General features: G+C 63.2%; 16 protein-coding genes, 2 tRNA genes and 1 pseudogene. 7 read left to right on the top strand and 12 right to left on the bottom strand.

Annotated features, from left to right (window positions below; translation table 11 throughout):
• Positions 1 to 134: 134 nt before the first annotated feature.
• Positions 135 to 1,058 (top strand): LysR family transcriptional regulator, encoded by a 924-nt coding sequence (locus B3M58_RS11665; protein ID WP_296219293.1) that lies wholly within the window; start codon positions 135 to 137, stop codon positions 1,056 to 1,058.
• A gap of 33 nt (positions 1,059 to 1,091) precedes the next feature.
• On the opposite strand, the gene B3M58_RS11660 is transcribed toward B3M58_RS11665, so the two are convergent.
• The 3 genes from B3M58_RS11660 to B3M58_RS11650 form a co-directional block, all read right to left on the bottom strand.
• Entirely contained in the window at positions 1,092 to 2,708 is a 1,617-nt protein-coding gene (locus B3M58_RS11660; RefSeq protein WP_296219292.1) for an NAD(P)/FAD-dependent oxidoreductase, read from the bottom strand.
• A gap of 158 nt (positions 2,709 to 2,866) precedes the next feature.
• A complete protein-coding gene (gene gap / locus B3M58_RS11655; RefSeq protein WP_296219291.1) occupies positions 2,867 to 3,865 on the bottom strand; it encodes a type I glyceraldehyde-3-phosphate dehydrogenase in 999 nt (332 codons plus the stop codon).
• A 131-nt stretch (positions 3,866 to 3,996) separates the two neighbouring features.
• Positions 3,997 to 4,668, bottom strand: a complete 672-nt coding sequence (locus B3M58_RS11650; RefSeq protein WP_296219289.1) for a COG3650 family protein — start codon at positions 4,666 to 4,668, stop codon at positions 3,997 to 3,999.
• A gap of 67 nt (positions 4,669 to 4,735) precedes the next feature.
• Here B3M58_RS11650 and B3M58_RS11645 point away from each other — a divergent pair, with 67 nt between their 5' ends.
• Positions 4,736 to 5,131 (top strand): DUF488 domain-containing protein, encoded by a 396-nt coding sequence (locus B3M58_RS11645; RefSeq protein WP_296219333.1) that lies wholly within the window; start codon positions 4,736 to 4,738, stop codon positions 5,129 to 5,131.
• A 12-nt stretch (positions 5,132 to 5,143) separates the two neighbouring features.
• Here the strand turns inward: B3M58_RS11645 and B3M58_RS11640 are convergent, their stop codons facing one another.
• The 6 genes from B3M58_RS11640 to B3M58_RS11615 form a co-directional block, all read right to left on the bottom strand.
• On the bottom strand, positions 5,144 to 5,455 hold the full coding sequence (locus tag B3M58_RS11640; protein ID WP_296219288.1) for a DUF2834 domain-containing protein: 312 nt from the start codon (positions 5,453 to 5,455) through the stop codon (positions 5,144 to 5,146).
• 156 nt (positions 5,456 to 5,611) lie between these two features.
• Positions 5,612 to 5,983 carry a thiol-disulfide oxidoreductase DCC family protein gene (locus tag B3M58_RS11635; RefSeq protein WP_296219287.1) on the bottom strand — a complete coding sequence of 124 codons (372 nt, stop codon included), beginning with the start codon at positions 5,981 to 5,983 and terminating at the stop codon, positions 5,612 to 5,614.
• Positions 5,984 to 6,167: 184 nt separating this feature from the next.
• Complete coding sequence (rimO, locus tag B3M58_RS11630) at positions 6,168 to 7,490, bottom strand: 30S ribosomal protein S12 methylthiotransferase RimO (protein ID WP_296219285.1); 1,323 nt, start codon at positions 7,488 to 7,490, stop codon at positions 6,168 to 6,170.
• A gap of 160 nt (positions 7,491 to 7,650) precedes the next feature.
• A complete protein-coding gene (locus B3M58_RS11625) occupies positions 7,651 to 8,199 on the bottom strand; it encodes a cytochrome b (RefSeq protein WP_296219284.1) in 549 nt (182 codons plus the stop codon).
• 134 nt (positions 8,200 to 8,333) lie between these two features.
• Positions 8,334 to 8,410 (bottom strand) — tRNA-Met (locus tag B3M58_RS11620).
• Positions 8,411 to 8,530: 120 nt separating this feature from the next.
• Positions 8,531 to 8,607: transfer RNA gene (locus B3M58_RS11615), tRNA-Met, on the bottom strand.
• Between the two features lie 259 nt (positions 8,608 to 8,866).
• Between B3M58_RS11615 and B3M58_RS22615 the strand changes: the two are divergent.
• From B3M58_RS22615 to dinB, 3 genes and pseudogenes are all read left to right on the top strand, one after another.
• A pseudogene (locus B3M58_RS22615) lies at positions 8,867 to 8,938 on the top strand (zinc-ribbon domain-containing protein); the annotation flags it as partial.
• A 15-nt stretch (positions 8,939 to 8,953) separates the two neighbouring features.
• Positions 8,954 to 9,076: a hypothetical protein gene (locus tag B3M58_RS11610; protein ID WP_296219283.1), complete on the top strand. Its 123-nt coding sequence runs from the start codon at positions 8,954 to 8,956 to the stop codon at positions 9,074 to 9,076.
• 27 nt (positions 9,077 to 9,103) lie between these two features.
• Entirely contained in the window at positions 9,104 to 10,165 is a 1,062-nt protein-coding gene (gene dinB / locus B3M58_RS11605; protein ID WP_296219282.1) for a DNA polymerase IV, read from the top strand.
• A 174-nt stretch (positions 10,166 to 10,339) separates the two neighbouring features.
• Here dinB and B3M58_RS11600 read toward each other — a convergent pair whose 3' ends face one another.
• The 3 genes from B3M58_RS11600 to B3M58_RS11590 form a co-directional block, all read right to left on the bottom strand.
• Positions 10,340 to 10,744 carry an META domain-containing protein gene (locus tag B3M58_RS11600; protein ID WP_296219281.1) on the bottom strand — a complete coding sequence of 135 codons (405 nt, stop codon included), beginning with the start codon at positions 10,742 to 10,744 and terminating at the stop codon, positions 10,340 to 10,342.
• Complete coding sequence (locus B3M58_RS11595; RefSeq protein ID WP_296219280.1) at positions 10,741 to 11,178, bottom strand: hypothetical protein; 438 nt, start codon at positions 11,176 to 11,178, stop codon at positions 10,741 to 10,743. The genes B3M58_RS11600 and B3M58_RS11595 overlap by 4 nt, the downstream gene beginning before the upstream one ends.
• 83 nt (positions 11,179 to 11,261) lie before the next feature.
• The gene (locus B3M58_RS11590) at positions 11,262 to 14,015 is read right to left on the bottom strand and encodes a response regulator (protein ID WP_296219279.1); all 2,754 of its coding nucleotides are present in this window, start codon (positions 14,013 to 14,015) and stop codon (positions 11,262 to 11,264) included.
• Between the two features lie 118 nt (positions 14,016 to 14,133).
• Between B3M58_RS11590 and B3M58_RS11585 the strand changes: the two genes are divergently transcribed.
• Both B3M58_RS11585 and B3M58_RS11580 read left to right on the top strand, forming a co-directional pair.
• Positions 14,134 to 14,844 carry a response regulator transcription factor gene (locus tag B3M58_RS11585; RefSeq protein ID WP_296219278.1) on the top strand — a complete coding sequence of 237 codons (711 nt, stop codon included), beginning with the start codon at positions 14,134 to 14,136 and terminating at the stop codon, positions 14,842 to 14,844.
• Positions 14,845 to 14,851: 7 nt separating this feature from the next.
• Positions 14,852 to 16,195: a sensor histidine kinase gene (locus B3M58_RS11580; protein WP_296219331.1), complete on the top strand. Its 1,344-nt coding sequence runs from the start codon at positions 14,852 to 14,854 to the stop codon at positions 16,193 to 16,195.
• Positions 16,196 to 16,249 lie beyond the last annotated feature (54 nt).

The following is a 16,249-nucleotide window of genomic DNA, read 5'->3' as shown; positions in this document are numbered from 1 at the left end:
CGTACAAGTAAGTGGGTGTCTCGGTACTTCTTGGTGTTGGAGTGAGTATCTGCTTCGGATTGGTTTCTAATAAGCCAGTAATGCGCATATGCTTTCGATCCAAATACTATCGAATTGCCGCGCAGGAATAGCCGATGGACACCCTCAACTGCATCGAATGTTTTATCCGTAGTGCCCAGGCCGGCAGCTTTGCTGAAGCGGCGCGGCGCCTGGGGTTGACGCCGGCCGCAGTCGGCAAGAATGTGGCGCGTCTAGAAGCCAGCCTCGACGTGCGGCTGTTCCACCGCAGTACGCGCAAGCTCAGCCTTACCGAGGCAGGGGAGTATTTTCTGGCTGATGCGGCGGGGGGCTTGAGTGCTCTGCAATTGGCCATGGGTAACCTTACCAGCCTGCGCAGCCAGCCCGCGGGCACCTTGAAGGTAAGCATGGGCTTGTCTTTCGGTCGTGAATATATGGTGCCGCTATTGGGAGAGTTCCTGCGGCGTTATCCGAGCATCATGCCGGATTGGCACTTTGACAACCGCCAGGTTGATCTGGTCGCCGAGGGTTTTGATGCCGCTATTGGCGGCGGGTTTGATATTCCCCAAGGTGTTGTGGCACGCGAATTGGCGCCGGCACATCGCGTGTTGCTGGCGGCGCCGCAGTACCTTGAACAGGCCGCGCCGTTGGATTCACCCGCTGATCTTCCCCAGCACGCCGGCATCTTGATTCGCTCACCACAAACTGGGCGCGTGCGTCCTTGGACATTGCGTAATCGAGAGGGCTTGCTGGCCTCGGTGGAGATGAAAACCCGCATGACGTTCAGCGATCCAGAGGCTGCCTGTGTGGCTGCCGAGGCTGGCTTGGGCATCGCTCTGGTGAGTACCGGGCATGCCCAGACGTATCTGCGGCGGGGCACGGTGCAGCGCGTACTGCCGGATTGGTATGTGGACGCAGGGGCGATTTCGATCTACTTCGCCGGGCAGAAATTGCTGCCGCAAAAGACCCGGGTGTTTATTGATTTTGTCCGCGAGCAATTTCAACAGCAGGGGTTGGCGAAGTTACTGTCAGCCCTTTAAGGGGGTGGCGCCCTGAAAGCAGGGCACCCTGGTTTAGCTGTTTTGCGTGCCCAACATGTCGAGAATCAGCGCTTCGGCCACGCGAATGCCGTCGACTCCGGCGGAAAGAATCCCGCCGGCATAGCCCGCGCCTTCACCGGCCGGGAACAGCCCTTTGACGTTGAGGCTTTGCAGATCCGCGCCACGGGTGATGCGCAGCGGCGAGGAGGTGCGTGTCTCGATGCCGGTGAGCACCGCGTCGTGCAGGGCGAAACCCTTGATCTGCTTGTCGAAGGCCGGCAGCGCCTCGCGGATTGCCGCGATGGCGAAGTCCGGCAGCGCCGCGGCTAGATCGCCGAGTTTCACCCCCGGCTTGTAGGACGGCTCGACGCTGCCCAGGGCCGTCGAAGGCTTGCCGGCGATAAAGTCGCCGACCAGTTGCCCAGGCGCCTCGTAGGTGCCGCCGCCGAGGATATAGGCCTGCGACTCCAGGCGTTCCTGCAATTCCACGCCGGCCAGCGGGCCGCCCGGATAATCCTGCTCCGGGGTGATGCCGACGACGATGCCGGCGTTGGCGTTGCGCTCGTTGCGCGAGTACTGGCTCATGCCGTTGGTCACCACGCGGTGCAGTTCGGAGGTGGCGGCGACCACCGTACCGCCGGGGCACATGCAGAAGCTGTAGACCGAGCGGCCATTCTTGGCGTGGTGCACCAGCTTGTAGTCGGCCGCGCCCAGTTTCGGGTGGCCGGCATACTTGCCCAGGCGTGCGCGGTCGATCAGCCCCTGCGGGTGTTCGATGCGAAAGCCCACGGAGAACGGCTTGGCCTCCATGAAGACGCCGCGGCTGTGCAGCACGCGGAAGGTGTCGCGCGAGCTGTGGCCGAGGGCGAGGATCACATGGCGGCTGAGCAGCTGTTCGCCGCTCGCCAGCACCACGCCGTGCAGTTGACCGTCCTCGATCAGCACATCGCTGACCCGTTGCTCGAAGCGCACTTCGCCGCCCAGCGCTTTGATTTCCTCGCGCATGGTGGCGACCACGCCGGTCAGGCGGAAGGTGCCGATATGCGGCTTGCTGACGTAGAGAATTTCCTCCGGCGCGCCGGCTTTGACGAACTCGTGCAGCACCTTGCGGCCCAGGTGTTTGGGATCCTTGATCTGACTGTACAGCTTGCCGTCGGAGAAGGTGCCGGCGCCGCCTTCGCCAAACTGCACGTTGGACTCCGGGTCGAGCACGTTCTTGCGCCACAGGCCCCAGGTGTCCTTGGTGCGCTGGCGTACTTCCTTGCCGCGTTCGAGGACGATGGGCTTCAAGCCTGCCTGGGCGAGGATCAGCGCGGCGAAGATGCCGCATGGGCCGAAACCGACCACCAGCGGGCGCTCTTCGATACCGGCGGGTGCCGTACCGACCGGTTTGTAGGCGATGTCCGGGGCGCTGCCGACATGCCGATCGTCAGCCAGTCGGGCCAGCAGCGCGGCCTCGTCGCGGACCTCGAAATCGATGGTGTAGATGAAGTGCAGCTCGCTGGATTTCTTGCGCGCGTCGTAGCTGCGCTTGAACAGGGTGAAGGCGAGCAGCTCGCTGGCGTCGATCCCCAGGCGCGCGATCAGCGCAGGTCGCAGGGCGTCTTCGGGGTGGTCGAGCGGCAGTTTCAATTCGGTAATGCGCAGCATGGGACGGTTCACTCTCAGGGCCGGAGGCAACCCGGCAACAGTTACGAGGCGGCGATTATACGCGCGATTACCATCTGATCGTGGCGCCGGTTTGGGCTTGCGCTGTCGAGATCACGCCGCGCGGCTGAACCGCGCCCTAGACCTAGCTATATGTGCTGTCAGGGTTTCAACCACGCCACGAGCACGTCCAGCATGCGGTTGGCGAAGCCCCATTCGTTGTCGTACCAGGCCAGCACCTTGACCAGTTCGCCCTGCACGCGGGTGTGGTTCAGATCGACCACGCAGGACGCGGGGTAGCCGTTGAAATCGCTGGAGACCAGCGGCAGTTCGTTGCACTCCATCACCCCCGGTGGCAGTTGCTGCGCGCCCAGCTGCAAGGCCGCGTTGATCGCCTCGCGGCTGCTCGGGCGTTGCGCGCTGAAGGTCAGGTCGAGCAGGGAGACGTTCGCGGTCGGCACCCGTACGGACAAACCATCCAGGCGTCCGGCCAGTTCCGGCAGGACCAGGCCGATGGTCTTCGCCGCACCGGTGCTGGTGGGAATCATCGACAGCGCTGCGGCGCGGGCGCGATACAGGTCGCTATGGGTTTTATCGAGCAGGTTCTGGTCGTTGGTGTAGGCGTGCACGGTGTTGATCAGGCCCTGGCGAATCCCCACGGCCTGATGCAGCACCATGGCCAGGGGCGCCAGACAGTTGGTGGTGCAGGAGGCATTGGAGACGATCTGTTGGCTGCCGAGCAGTTGATGGTTGACGCCGTAGACCACCGTCAGGTCGGCGCTTTCGAGTGGATGCGAGAGCAGCACGCGCGGGGCGCCGGCGGTCAGGTGCTGTTCGATGTGCGCGCGTTTTTTCAGCTTGCCCGAACACTCCAGCACCAGGTCGATGCCGAGGCGGTTCCAGGGCAGGTCGATCACCTCGCGCTCGCGCAACAGGTGAATCGATTGGCCATTCACTTGCAGCAGGTCGTCGCGCTGGCCGATATTTCCGGGAAAACGCCCGAAGGTCGAATCGAAACGTGTCAGGTGGGCGAGGGTGGCCGCCTCGCCGAGGTCATTGATCGCGACCAGGTGGATCTTCTGCTCCAGTCCCCGCTCGAACAAGGCTCGCAGCAGTGCGCGGCCAATTCGCCCGTAGCCATTGATTGCAATGCGTAGCATAAGACGCCTCCATCGCTGTATTGAGTTCAGCGTAGGTGAGCGCCGCGCCGCTGCGGCGGCAAACTGTATTCAGGTGTGTAGGGGGCGTGGTGGGCCGCAGTCCGCCTTGCAGGGGGAGTACCTTCTTCGGGCTACTCGTTGCGCGCGCCACCCAGGTAGGCGCAGCCACGCATCACTTCACCGTTCAAGCGCAGCTCGGCCGACAGGTGCTGCACGGTGCCGCTCATGCTGTCGACGCAGCGCTGCGGTGCGACCCACAGCTCGACACGTTGGCCATTGGCCTCGCTGGTCAGGTTGAAGCGGCCTTCCGGCAGTTGCTCTTCCAGATAGGGCAGCGCCAGCGGTTGCTGGTCGGGGCGGTTGAGGATCAGGCCTTGGTTGCTGACGGTCACGTTCCAGCCAGGCTCGTGCCCGCCGGCGCGCAGGGTGGTGCGTTTGAAGTTGAGGTCGTCGCAGGCGTGACCTTCGCGCTGCAGGCGATACACCTGGCTGAGTGTCAGTTGCCCATCGACGCCGGCTTTCTGGCTCGCCGCCAAGCGCCCGCGCACATCGGCAAACAGCGGGCCTGGGCCGTCGCGCAACAGCTCGGCGGTTTCGCGCATGATGCCGGTGGCGCCATCGTTGCTGATCACAAAGCGCCGCTGCTCCTGGCAGGGGCGGAACAGCAGTTGTCCGGCATCCCGGCTGAGTTCACCTTGCAGGCGGGTGTGTTTGGCGGAATCGTCGGCGGGTTTGTCGCTGAACACCTGGCAACTGGCAAACAGCGGCAACAGGGCAAACAATAAGGTGCGGCTAGCGTGCATCGAGGCTCTCCTGGCAAGAGCGGCCACGTTACCGAGGCCTATGGGTGATCACAAGGGCGGGGCGGAGATGATCCAGTGCAAGCGGGTATACGAGGACTGGTCTGCAACGGACGGCCAACGGGTATTGGTCGACCGGCTGTGGCCGCGCGGTTGCAGCAAGGCAACGTTGCAGCTGACGGCCTGGCTGCGCGAGGTGGCGCCGTCCAGCGAGCTGCGTCGACAGTTCTGCCACACGCCCGAGCGGTTCGCCGAATTTCGTCAGCACTACCGCCAGGAGCTCGCCGCCCACCCGGCGTATTGGCAAGGTCTGCTGCACATTGCCGAGAATGGCCCGCTGACTCTGTTGTTCGCCGCGCGCGATACGCAGCTGAATAACGCTCAGGTGCTGGCGGAGTTTCTCGAGGAAGAACTGGAGCGTCGGGCGCCACCGAGTTCGGCGGTGTGTTATGCAGATAGGTTTTGACGAGCCTGCGGGTTACCCGCGCTGTTTTCTCAGGCCCTTCACCGACAGATACAGCAGCGGCCCCACGGAAACGAATACGGCGGTGATCAGGAGGTAGGGAAGGATGGCGGCGCTGGATCTGCCGCTCGCTTTGTTGTCGTGATACATCCAGATGCACGCCAGGGCCGCGAGGATATACAGGTCAATGACAACCTGGGCGGTGTCCGGGCTCGACATGAGTTGCATGCCAAACTGAATCAGCGATTGCTCCGTCTGCGCCATGACAAACAGCGTGTACGCGGTAAATGCGATCAGCACGATCAGGGGTAAAGCTGCTTTTTTCATGATGCCTTCCTTGGTATGAGGTGGACTCGGTAGCCGTTAACTGTGCTGCAGTTTCGCGTCTCATGGAAGCGGCGTTAGCCGCGAAAGATGCCCAGTGGTCGACGGTTTTCGCGGATCAATCCGGGCCCACAAGCGTGTGCCGTCTCAAGCATGACGCTACAGTCGTCCTGCGCGCCGCAGCCGCCGCAGCACCCAGCGTTTGTAAGCCCAGGACAACAGCGGTTTCAGCCCCGGCAAGCCGATCAGCCAGGCCAGTGGCTGGAGTAGCGGGGCGCGCGACAGCAACAGGATATAGGCGTCGAGCTCGCGGTGGATGCGGCCTTGGCTGTCCTGCACGTGCAGTTCGGTGAGGGCCTGGTAGGGGTCGATACCGGCCTGGCGTAGTTGTTCCTCTTGCCCGGTGATGTCCAGCCATTGCACCGAGTCGTCGCTGCGGGTGCGGAGTTTTTCGTAGCGGCGGCGATCGGCGATACAGCGCGGACAGGCACCGTCGTAGTAAACCTTGAGGGGAGCTTGCCGGGTGGACATGGCGCAGGCTGGCTGAGGGCTGTGTGTTCAGTATAGAGCGGCCAGGCTTGGCCGCTGCTACGCAGGTGTCTGCGCGGAGTGGTGTGTGCCTGCGGCAGTCATGCCGAGGTGCGATGTTTGGCGAGAGTGTGGGGGCTGGACGAAAAAAGCCCCGCAATGCGGGGCTTTTTAAGCCGGGCGGGACTTAGATCAGCTCGGCCCACATGTCGTATTCGTCGGCATCGACGATGCGTACGCGGACTTTGTCGCCGGGTTTGACCTCGGTGCTGTCGATAAACACGCTGCCGTCGATTTCCGGGGCGTCCGCGTAGGAGCGCGCGACGGCGCCCTGGTCGTCGACTTCATCGATCAGGACGTCGACTTCTGTGCCGATCCTCAATTGCAGGCGTGCGGCGCTGATGGCTTGCTGATGCGCCATGAAGCGGTCCCAGCGGTCCTGTTTGACATCGTCCGGCACGTGGTTGTCGAGCAGGTTGGCCGGTGCGCCTTCCACCGGCGAGTACTGGAAGCAACCGACGCGGTCGAGTTGCGCTTCGCTCAGCCAGTCGAGCAGGTACTGGAAGTCTTCTTCGGTCTCGCCGGGGAAGCCGACGATAAAGGTCGAACGGATGGTCAGCTGCGGGCAGATCGCGCGCCAGTTCTTGATCCGGGCCAGGGTCTTGTCTTCGAAGGCTGGACGCTTCATGGCTTTCAGCACTTTCGGGCTGGCGTGCTGGAACGGGATGTCCAGGTACGGCAGGATCTTGCCGGCGGCCATCAACGGGATCAGCTCGTCGACGTGCGGGTACGGGTAGACGTAGTGCAGGCGCACCCAGATGCCCATGCTGGAAAGTGCCTCGCACATTTCGGTCATGCGGGTTTTCACCGGCTGGCCGTTCCAGAAGTCGGTCTTGTACTTCACGTCGACGCCGTAGGCGCTGGTGTCCTGGGAAATCACCAGTAGCTCTTTCACGCCGGCTTTGACCAGGCGCTCGGCCTCGCTGAGCACGTCGCCGACTGGGCGGCTGACCAGCTTGCCGCGCATCGACGGAATGATGCAGAAGCTGCAACTGTGGTTGCAGCCTTCGGAAATCTTCAGGTAAGCGTAATGGCGCGGGGTCAGCTTGATGCCTTGCGGCGGCACTAGGTCGATCAGCGGGTTGTGCTCGGTATTGGGCGGCACTACTTCATGCACGGCATTCAGCACCTGCTCGTACTGCTGCGGGCCGGTGACCGACAGCACGCTCGGGTGCACGTTACGAATGGCGCTTTCTTCCACGCCCATGCAGCCGGTGACGATGACCTTGCCGTTCTCGGCGAGGGCTTCACCGATCACTTCCAGCGACTCGGCCTTGGCGCTGTCGATAAAGCCGCAGGTGTTGACCACCACGACGTCGGCGTCCTGATACGTGGAGACGACTTCGTAACCTTCCATGCGCAGCTGGGTCAGGATGCGTTCGGAGTCCACCAGGGCTTTGGGGCACCCGAGTGAAACGAATCCGACTTTCGGCGTGGCGGGGGTGGTCATGCGGCGAACCTCAGGCTTTGGATGACGGGCGCTGAAGGCGCCTCTGATCAAAAAGTGCGCAATTCTAGCGGTGGATGACGGGATTGACCAGCGTCAGGCGCAGCCAGCTGACGTACGCCACGATTATTGCCGGTGGCCGGCGCGCTGTTTGCTCTGGTGTTCAGTCTTTGCCTGGCAGAATGCGTGTCAGTGTGTTGTCGCGGCTTATAAAGTGATGGAGCAGGCCCGCGAGCGCATGCAGACCAATCAACCAGTAACCGGCGACTCCGGCCCACTCATGCCATTCCTTGATGGTGCCGGCGAGATCGGGGTTCTTGCCGAGCAGTGCGGGCAGTTCGAGGCCGAAGAACGGGATGGGTTTACCCGCTGCGCTCAGAATCAACCAGCCGGCCAGCGGCGTACCGATCATCAGGGCATACAGCGCCAGGTGCATCAACTGGCCGGGCAGTGCTTGCCAGGTCGGCAGCGCCGGCTCGATCCGCGGGGTAGGGGCGATGACGCGGGCCAGCAGGCGCAGCCAAACCAGAGCGAATACCGCCAGGCCGAGCATGAAGTGCCATTGCTTGAGCAGTTCGCGGGTGTCGCTGCCTTTGGGGAAGTTGCCCTTCAGTTCGATGCAGGCATAGACACCGGCGATCAACACCAGCATCAGCCAATGCAAGGCAATCGATAGGCTGCCGTAGCGCTGTTCGGTATTTTTCCAGGACATGATGGATGCAGCTCCAGCACTGTTTGTTTTAAACAGCTTCAGGTTAGCCTGGCAACGGTTAAGGTTGACTGAGTCGGACCATTGCGACGGCCAAAACAAAAAGGCCACTCGATTGAGTGGCCTTTTTGAGTATCTGGTTGCGGGAGCCGGATTTGAACCGACGACCTTCGGGTTATGAGCCCGACGAGCTACCAGACTGCTCCATCCCGCGACGCCAATTCTATACGGATGAAGGTTTCTGTCAATCGATTTCTACTTTTTAATCAAATACTTAAATCAAAACAGCAGGCATAAAAAAAGGCCACTCAGCTGAGTGGCCTTTTTATGAAACTGGTTGCGGGAGCTGGATTTGAACCAACGACCTTCGGGTTATGAGCCCGACGAGCTACCAGACTGCTCCATCCCGCGGCGCCAATTCTAGCGGCAAACGTTTGGCTGTCAACCTTTAGTTTCTGAAAAACTGTTGTTCGTTCAGGCGCTTAGCGTTAGGCGCTAGCTGCGGTTGAGCGTCAAGCCCTGCCAGGCGGGGGTTTCACCGAAATAAGCGAGTGGCTGAAAAAGGCAGATATTTATCGGCTGAGGTGAGGCTGTGTGCGTTGGCATAGCCCATCGGCCTGCTGTTGGGCTAGAGTCCGCGGCTATTCAATACAGCGACGGGTGAACAGTCATGGGGCTTAAATGTAAAGCGTGCGGTGCCCAGTTAGCGAATGAGGCGTCGACGTGTCCAGCGTGCGGTGCCGAGGTGCCGAAGAAGATGAAATTGCTGCCGCTGGCGGCCTTTATGCTGATCGTGATTTTGGTGATTCAGGCTTATATGGATAAACCCGAGCCGGAAACAGCTGAGCCGGTACCGCCGAGTCAGGCGGCCGAGCAGTAAGCGGCGGCGGGTTCCAGGTTGCGGATGATGAGCGTCAGAAAAATTATCCATGTCGACTGCGACTGTTTCTATGCCGCCATCGAGATGCGTGACGACCCTAGTCTGGCACTCAAGCCCCTGGCTGTGGGCGGCGCGGCGGACCGGCGTGGGGTGATCGCCACCTGCAACTACGAGGCGCGTGCCTATGGCGTGCGGTCGGCGATGGCGTCCGGGCATGCGTTGAAGCTGTGCCCGGACTTGCTGATCGTCAAGCCGCGAATGGACGTATACAAGGCCGTCTCCCGCGAGATTCAGACGATCTTTCGCGATTACACCGAGGTGATCGAGCCGCTGTCGTTGGATGAGGCTTTCCTCGACGTGTCGCAGAGCCTGCACTTTGACGGCAGTGCCACGCGGATTGCCCAGGATATCCGCCGCCGGGTGTCGCAGGAGTTGCATATCACCGTGTCGGCGGGGGTGGCGCCAAACAAGTTTTTGGCGAAGATCGCCAGTGATTGGAAAAAGCCCAACGGGCTGTTCGTCATCACGCCGGATCAGGTCGAGGCGTTCGTGGCCGCCTTGCCGGTGAGCAAGTTGCATGGCGTCGGCAAGGTGACGGCGGACAAGTTGGCGCGTTTGCGGATTCGCACCTGCGATGACCTGCGCGCCTGGAGCAAGCTGGCCCTGGTAAAAGAGTTCGGCAGCTTCGGCGAACGCCTCTGGGGCCTGGCCCGTGGCCTCGACGAGCGGGCGGTGCAGACCGACAGTCGCCGTCAGTCGGTCAGCGTGGAAACCACCTACAACCAGGATTTGCCGGATTTGCCGGCCTGCCTGGAGCAGCTGCCGCAGCTACTGGACGAGTTGGCAACGCGTATGGCACGGCTGGACAGCAGTTATCGAGCGGACAAGCCCTTCGTTAAAGTCAAATTCCATGACTTCACCCAGACCACCCTGGAACAGGCTGGGGCGCGCCGCGACCTGGACAGTTACCGGGTATTGTTGGGCGCGGCGTTTGCTCGCGGCAATAAGCCGGTGCGTTTGCTGGGGGTTGGCGTGCGTCTGCATGACCTGCGCGGGCGGCATGAACAGCTGGAGCTGTTCGCGCCCTAGGCGGGATCGGAGCGGAGCCCGTAGAGTGGCGTTAGGCTGTGCTGGGTTACGCGGCGTTCGGCAGGTGTGTCGTCCGCACGATAGTGGCGGGCGCCGCTAACCCAGCCTACGTTATGTGGTCGCCCGGCGCCTGGCGCGATGCAGTGCGACTCAAGAGTCCTTTCGCGAGTTCGATTAGCCTTCTTCCGGCCACAGGCGTAGCGGCTTGCCTGTGGTGGGCCAGAGGCGCAGTTGCTCGATTGGCGAGATGTCCCAGCGTACGACTTTGCCCAGGCTGTCGAGGAAGCGCGCCTCCTGCTCCATCAAGGCTGGCGCGCACATTTTGCGGGTGCTACCGGCGGCGCCGAAGCTGAGTGTGTCGCCGCTCAGGGTGTAGCTGGCGAACCAGTGGTTGCAGCCGGCGTTGCCATAGGCGCGGCCGTCTTCGCCGAGGGTGATGGTCAGGTGGCTGCGGTCGATCAGCGGGCGTTCGCCGATCCATTCCACCTGATAGGTGCGTTCGGTTTCCAGTTGCGTGGGCGCGCTGGCGCAACCGAGCAGGCTGCTGGCGAGCAGGCCCATGGCGATGGCGTGCTTCATGGGGCTTCCTTCTGGCAAGTGGGGCACAAATGGCGACCTTTCAGGCTGCGCCAGCCCAGTTCGTTGATCCGTGCCTCGGCTGCCGGCGCCTGGGCTTTTTTGCCGAGGGCGGCATCGACGGCGAATTCAAAATCCAGCTGCGCGGCGCAGCCGTCGCAATTGACTTGCCAGTTGAAAATCGCCAGCTCGCCGAACACCGGGCCGTGGGCAACCGCGACCCATTGCCCGGCGGGGTTGATCAGGTGGCGTACTTTCTCGACCTGCAAGCGCATGCTCAGGTCACGACTGCCTTTGAGGGTCACCAGCAGGCTGTCGCCGCTGTGGATCGAGCCGCCGTTGCCGGTGACCTGATAGCGGCCCGGCGCCAGGGCGCGGCATTCGATCAGGGTGTGTTCGGGGTTGAGCAGGTTGTAGCGAAAGTCGTGTTCGGCCATGGTTCCTCCAGATCAGCGCAAATGCTATCACGCGCGGCATGCCGCGGATTGACCAGCGCAGCGTCGGCCGCAGCCTGCATTTTTCAGGCGCTGACCTGCAACGCGTTGGCCAGTCGTTCAATCGCCGCGTCCAGTTCATCCAATGCGTTGTGCGCAGCAGGGTCGTCCTGTTTCAGCAGGGTTTCGCTGCGCTGGCAGGCGGCCCGTAGTTGTGGCACCCCGCAATAGCGGGTGGCGCCATGCAGGCGATGCACGCGTTCGATCAGCGCGTTGCGCTCGCCGGCGGCGCGCGCCTGCTGGATGGCCTGGCGATCTGCCGGCAAGCCAGCCAGCAGCATGTTCAGCATGTCGGCGGCCAGGTCGGCTTTGCCGGCGGCCAGGCGCAGGCCTTCTGCGGCGTCCAACACGTTCAGCACATTGCCTGTTTCGGTGCCTTCGCTGGGGCGTTCCGGGCCGTGATTGCGCAGCGCCAGGCCGGTCCACTTGAGCACCACCTGGGCCAATTGCCGCTCGCTGATGGGTTTGGTCAAGTAGTCGTCGAGGCCGCTTTGCAGCAGGGCGCGCTTTTCGTTGGCCAGGGCGTGGGCGGTCAGGGCGACGATTGGCACCGGTGGCTGGCCGTGTTCGCTCTCCCATTGGCGAATCGCTTCGGTGGTTTGCCGGCCGTCCATGCCGGGCATCTGCACATCCATGAAGATCAGGTCGAAGCTCTCCAGACGGGCTTTCTCCAGGGCTTCGTAGCCGCTGTCGGCAATATTGACCCTGGCGCCCATGTCATCCAGCAGGGTTTGCACCAGCAGCAGGTTGGCCGGATTGTCGTCGACGCAGAGTATCCGTGGTGGCCGGCTTGGGGTGGGTTGGGTGGCTTCGCTGCGTGGCTGGCGTGGGCTGATCAGATCGGCCAGTGCGCGTTGCAGCTTGCGCGTGCAGGCGGGCTTGGCTTGCAGCTGGCTGTGCGCGTCGGGCATCACTTGATGATAGAGCGCTTGCTCGGTGGTGGGGCAGAGCACCACGGTTTTGCAGGCGAGACGGTCGAGGTCCCAGAGCCGTTGACCGAGCCGCTCCGGTGGCAGTTGCTGGGCGGTGACGCCGAGCACGGCCAGGCTGACCGGTTGGCCGCTGTGGCGCGCGGCGGCGACCGTTTCGAGCAGGCTGTCGAGCGTATCGAAGGCGCTGACCTGCAAACCGCAATCCTCCAACTGGTGTTGCAGGGCCTGACGTGCCAGTTCGTGGCTTTCCAGGATCACCGCGCGGCGCCCCAGCAGCGGCGGGCGCGGCAGGTCCTCGGCGTCATCCCGGGCTTTCGGCAAGCTGATGCTGACCCAGAACTCCGAGCCTTCGCCGGGGGTGCTGTCGACGCCGATCTCGCCGCCCATCTGTTCGATCAGGCGCTTGGAAATCACCAGGCCCAGGCCAGTGCCGCCGGCCTGGCGCGACAGCGAATTGTCGGCCTGGCTAAACGCCTGGAACAGGGCGCGCAGGTCTTCTTCGGACAGGCCGATGCCGGTGTCCTGCACGCTGATGCGCAGTTGCGCGCGGTCGGCGCTCTCGTCTTCGAGCATGGCGCGCATGACGATGCTGCCTTCGCGAGTGAATTTGATCGCGTTGCTCACCAGGTTGGTCAGCACCTGCTTGAGCCGCAGCGGGTCGCCGACCAGCGACAGCGGCGTGTCGCGGTAGGCCAGGCAGAGCAACTCCAGCTGCTTTTCGTGGGCGGCCGGGGCGAGGATGGTCAGGGTGTCCTGGAGCAGGTCGCGCAGGTTGAACGGGATATTTTCCAGTACCAGCTTGCCGGCCTCGATCTTCGAGAAATCGAGGATTTCGTTGATGATCGCCAGCAGGCTGTCGGCGGATTTTTCGATGGTGCCCAGGTAATCCTGTTGGCGCGGGCTCAGCTCGCTCTTTTGCAGCAGGTTGGTGAAACCGAGAATGCCGTTGAGCGGCGTGCGGATCTCGTGGCTCATGTTGGCGAGGAATTCGGATTTGATCCGGCTGGCTTCCAGGGCTTCCTTGCGCGCGAAATCCAGCTCGATGTTCTGGATTTCGATGGTTTCCAGGTTCTGGCGTACGTCTTCGGTGGCCTGGTCGATGCTGTGTTGCAGCTCTTCCTGGGCGTTTTGCAGGGACTCGGCCATGCGGTTGATGCCCGACGCCAATTCATCCAGTTCGTGGCTGCCGAGCGGCGGCAGGCGGGTTTCCAGGTGGCCATCCTTGAGCTGGGCGACGCTGTTTTTGATGCGCCGCAGCGGCTCGTTGATGCTGCGGCTCATGCGCATGGCGAGCAGCGCGGTGACGATCAGGCCGGCGGCGATCAGCAGCAGGCTGGTGAACAGGCTGCGGTAGCCGCTGAGCAGGGTGCTGTGGTGCGAGAGTTCCAGTTCGACCCAGCCGAGCAGGCGCTCGCTTGGCTGCGCGATGGCTTCGCCGGTTAGGCTCAGGTGCTGTTCCAGTACCGGCAAGAGAAAGCGCGTGGCGTCCTGGCTGCTGCGTTGCGCCGGCAGCGCGCTGTCGTTGTTCGGCACCTGGTTGAGCATGCTCGGGCCGGCGTGGGCCAGCCGCGTGCGTTCGCTGGCGAGGAAGCTGACGGCGCGTACGTCCGGCTGTTCCAGGGCTTGCGTGGCGATGCGTTGCAGCAGCCCGGCATCGTTGTGTTGCAGCGCCGGGGCGGCCAGCGGGGCCAGCTGTTCGGCAATCATCTGTCCGCGTTGCAACAGTTGCGCCTGCAACCCCGACAGCTGGACCCAGGTGAAATAGCCGCCGAGCACCAGCGCCAACAGGCTGGTGGGCAGCAGGGTGAGCATTAATACGCGGCCTTTGATGCCTAGATCCTTGAACACTCGCTTCCTCCCGCGTTGACGTCTGGGCAGTGTAGCGATTCGAGGGCGGAGAATCTGTAGGTGAGTGCGGCGCGATTAATAGGTAGAATTGTTCGCATTTGCTTTTCGGTGTTCACCCATGTTCGTTAGCCATTTGCCCGCCGCCCGCATCCTCGCCGTCGAGGACGATCCGCTGCTCGCCGCGCATGTGCAGGCGCACCTGCAGGGCAGCGGTTTTGCGGTGACCCTCAGTCATGACGGGCGCCAGGGCTTGCAACTGGCCGAGCAGGAGGATTTCGACCTGGTTCTGATGGATATTCTGCTGCCCGGCACCAACGGGCTGGATGCCTTGCAGCAGTTGCGTAAACGGCGGGGCGTGCCGGTGATTCTGATGTCGGCCCTGGGCGCCGAGCAGGACCGCATCGCCGGTTTCAGCCAGGGCGCCGACGATTACTTGCCCAAACCGTTCAGCCTTGGCGAGTTGAGCGTGCGCATCGAGGCGATTCTGCGGCGTGTGGCCTATGAGCGCCGCGGCCAGTTGCCGCCGCCGCAAGACACCCGTTTGCAGTTCGATGAAGGCCGCGCCGATGTGCGTTTTGCCGGCCAGTGGGCAGGGCTGACGCCGAGCGAATACCGCGTGCTTGAATTGCTTTCGCGCAGCCTGGACGAGGCATTGAGCAAACCGTTTCTCTACCAGCAGGCGTTGCGTCGCGGCTATTCGGTGCACGACCGCAGCCTGGACATGCATGTCAGCCACATCCGCCGCAAATTGCAGGCGCTCGGCGAGACTGGCCTGCGCCTGGATACGGTGTGGGGCAAAGGTTATCTGCTCAGCCGAGAGGAGGCCTGAGGTGGCGCTGCCCGGGCTGCATTCGCTGTTCTGGAAGCTGGCGCTGCTGCTGGTCACCTTCACCTTGCTGCTGATTTCCCTGAGCTGGTTCTGGAGCCAGCGGGTCGAGTTGCACACCTCTTATTTATCCAGCTCGGCCAAGCAGCAGTTGCAGGCGTATGCCGATGAAGCGGAGCAGGCCTGGCGTGCCGGCGGGCCGCCCGGCGCCGAGCGCTTTCTGCAGGCCCTGGCTGCGCGCGAGGCGAGCGAGGCGTTGTTGTTGGACAAACAGTTGCAACCGCTCGGCAGCCAGCCGCTGCGCGATGCGCAGCGCGAGCGCCTGACCTTTATGCGTCAGCTCGATTGGCCCATGAGCCGGCGCTCGTCGACGCTGCCGTATATCGACATCCCGTTCACCGACAAGGCTGGCCATCTGGTAATCCAGTTGCCGGAGCGCTTTCGTCCCTGGGCCTACCGTGGGCCGTTGCTGCTGTTGACGCGTGCGCTATTGCCCGGTGTGTTGGCGTTGTTGTTCTGCGTGGGCCTGTATTGGGTGCTGATTGCGCCACTGGTGCGCCTGCGCGAGCAGGCCAATGCCTTGCACGCCGACGACCTGTCGGCCCGCGCCGGCGTGGTGGCGCAACGCCGCGACGAACTGGGCGAGTTGGCCCGCGCTTTCGACCACATGGCCGAGCGCCTGCAAGGTACGGTCGCGTTGCAGCGTCAGTTGCTGCGCGATGTGTCGCATGAACTGCGCACGCCGCTGAGTCGCCTGCGCGTGGCCAGCGAGAGTGGCCTGGACAGCGTGCAGCTGAGTCAGCGGGTGCTGCACGAGGTGCAGCTGATGCAGCAATTGGTCGGCGACACCCTGGAGTTGGCCTGGTTGGATACCGAGCGGCCGCGGCTGGCGCCGGAGCCGGTGCAACTGGCGGCGCTGTGGGATGTGTTGCGGGAGAACGCCTGCTTCGAAAGTGCCTGGTCGGCGCAGCGTTTGGTCTACGCGGTCGAGGCGGACTGTTGGCTGTACTGCAACCTGAATGCTTTGGCACAGGCGCTGGAGAACATCCTGCGCAACGCCATTCGTTTCTCGCCGACCGGCGGCGTGGTTCGCCTCGCCGGGCGACGCGAGGGCGCCGACTGGCACCTGTGGCTGGAGGATCAGGGGCCCGGGGTGGCCGCGCAGCACCTGCAACGGATTTTCCTGCCGTTCAGTCGGCTGGACGGCGCGCGGCCAGGCGACGGTGGTTTTGGCCTGGGCCTGAGTATCGCCCGTAGCGCCGTCACCGGGCAGGGTGGGCGGATCGTCGCGGAAAACGCCGAGCCGGGTTTGCGTATGCACCTCTATTTGCCCGCGCTGCCTGCCGAGGCATGAGGGCGCTGCGCAGCAGCATGCGGTTATGGCCGTAGGCGGTTTGCCGGTATCATA

This window comes from Pseudomonas sp. UBA2684, assembly GCA_002354655.1.
Taxonomy (GTDB): domain Bacteria; phylum Pseudomonadota; class Gammaproteobacteria; order Pseudomonadales; family Pseudomonadaceae; genus Aquipseudomonas.
This window is presented reverse-complemented; position numbering and strand designations above follow the sequence as displayed.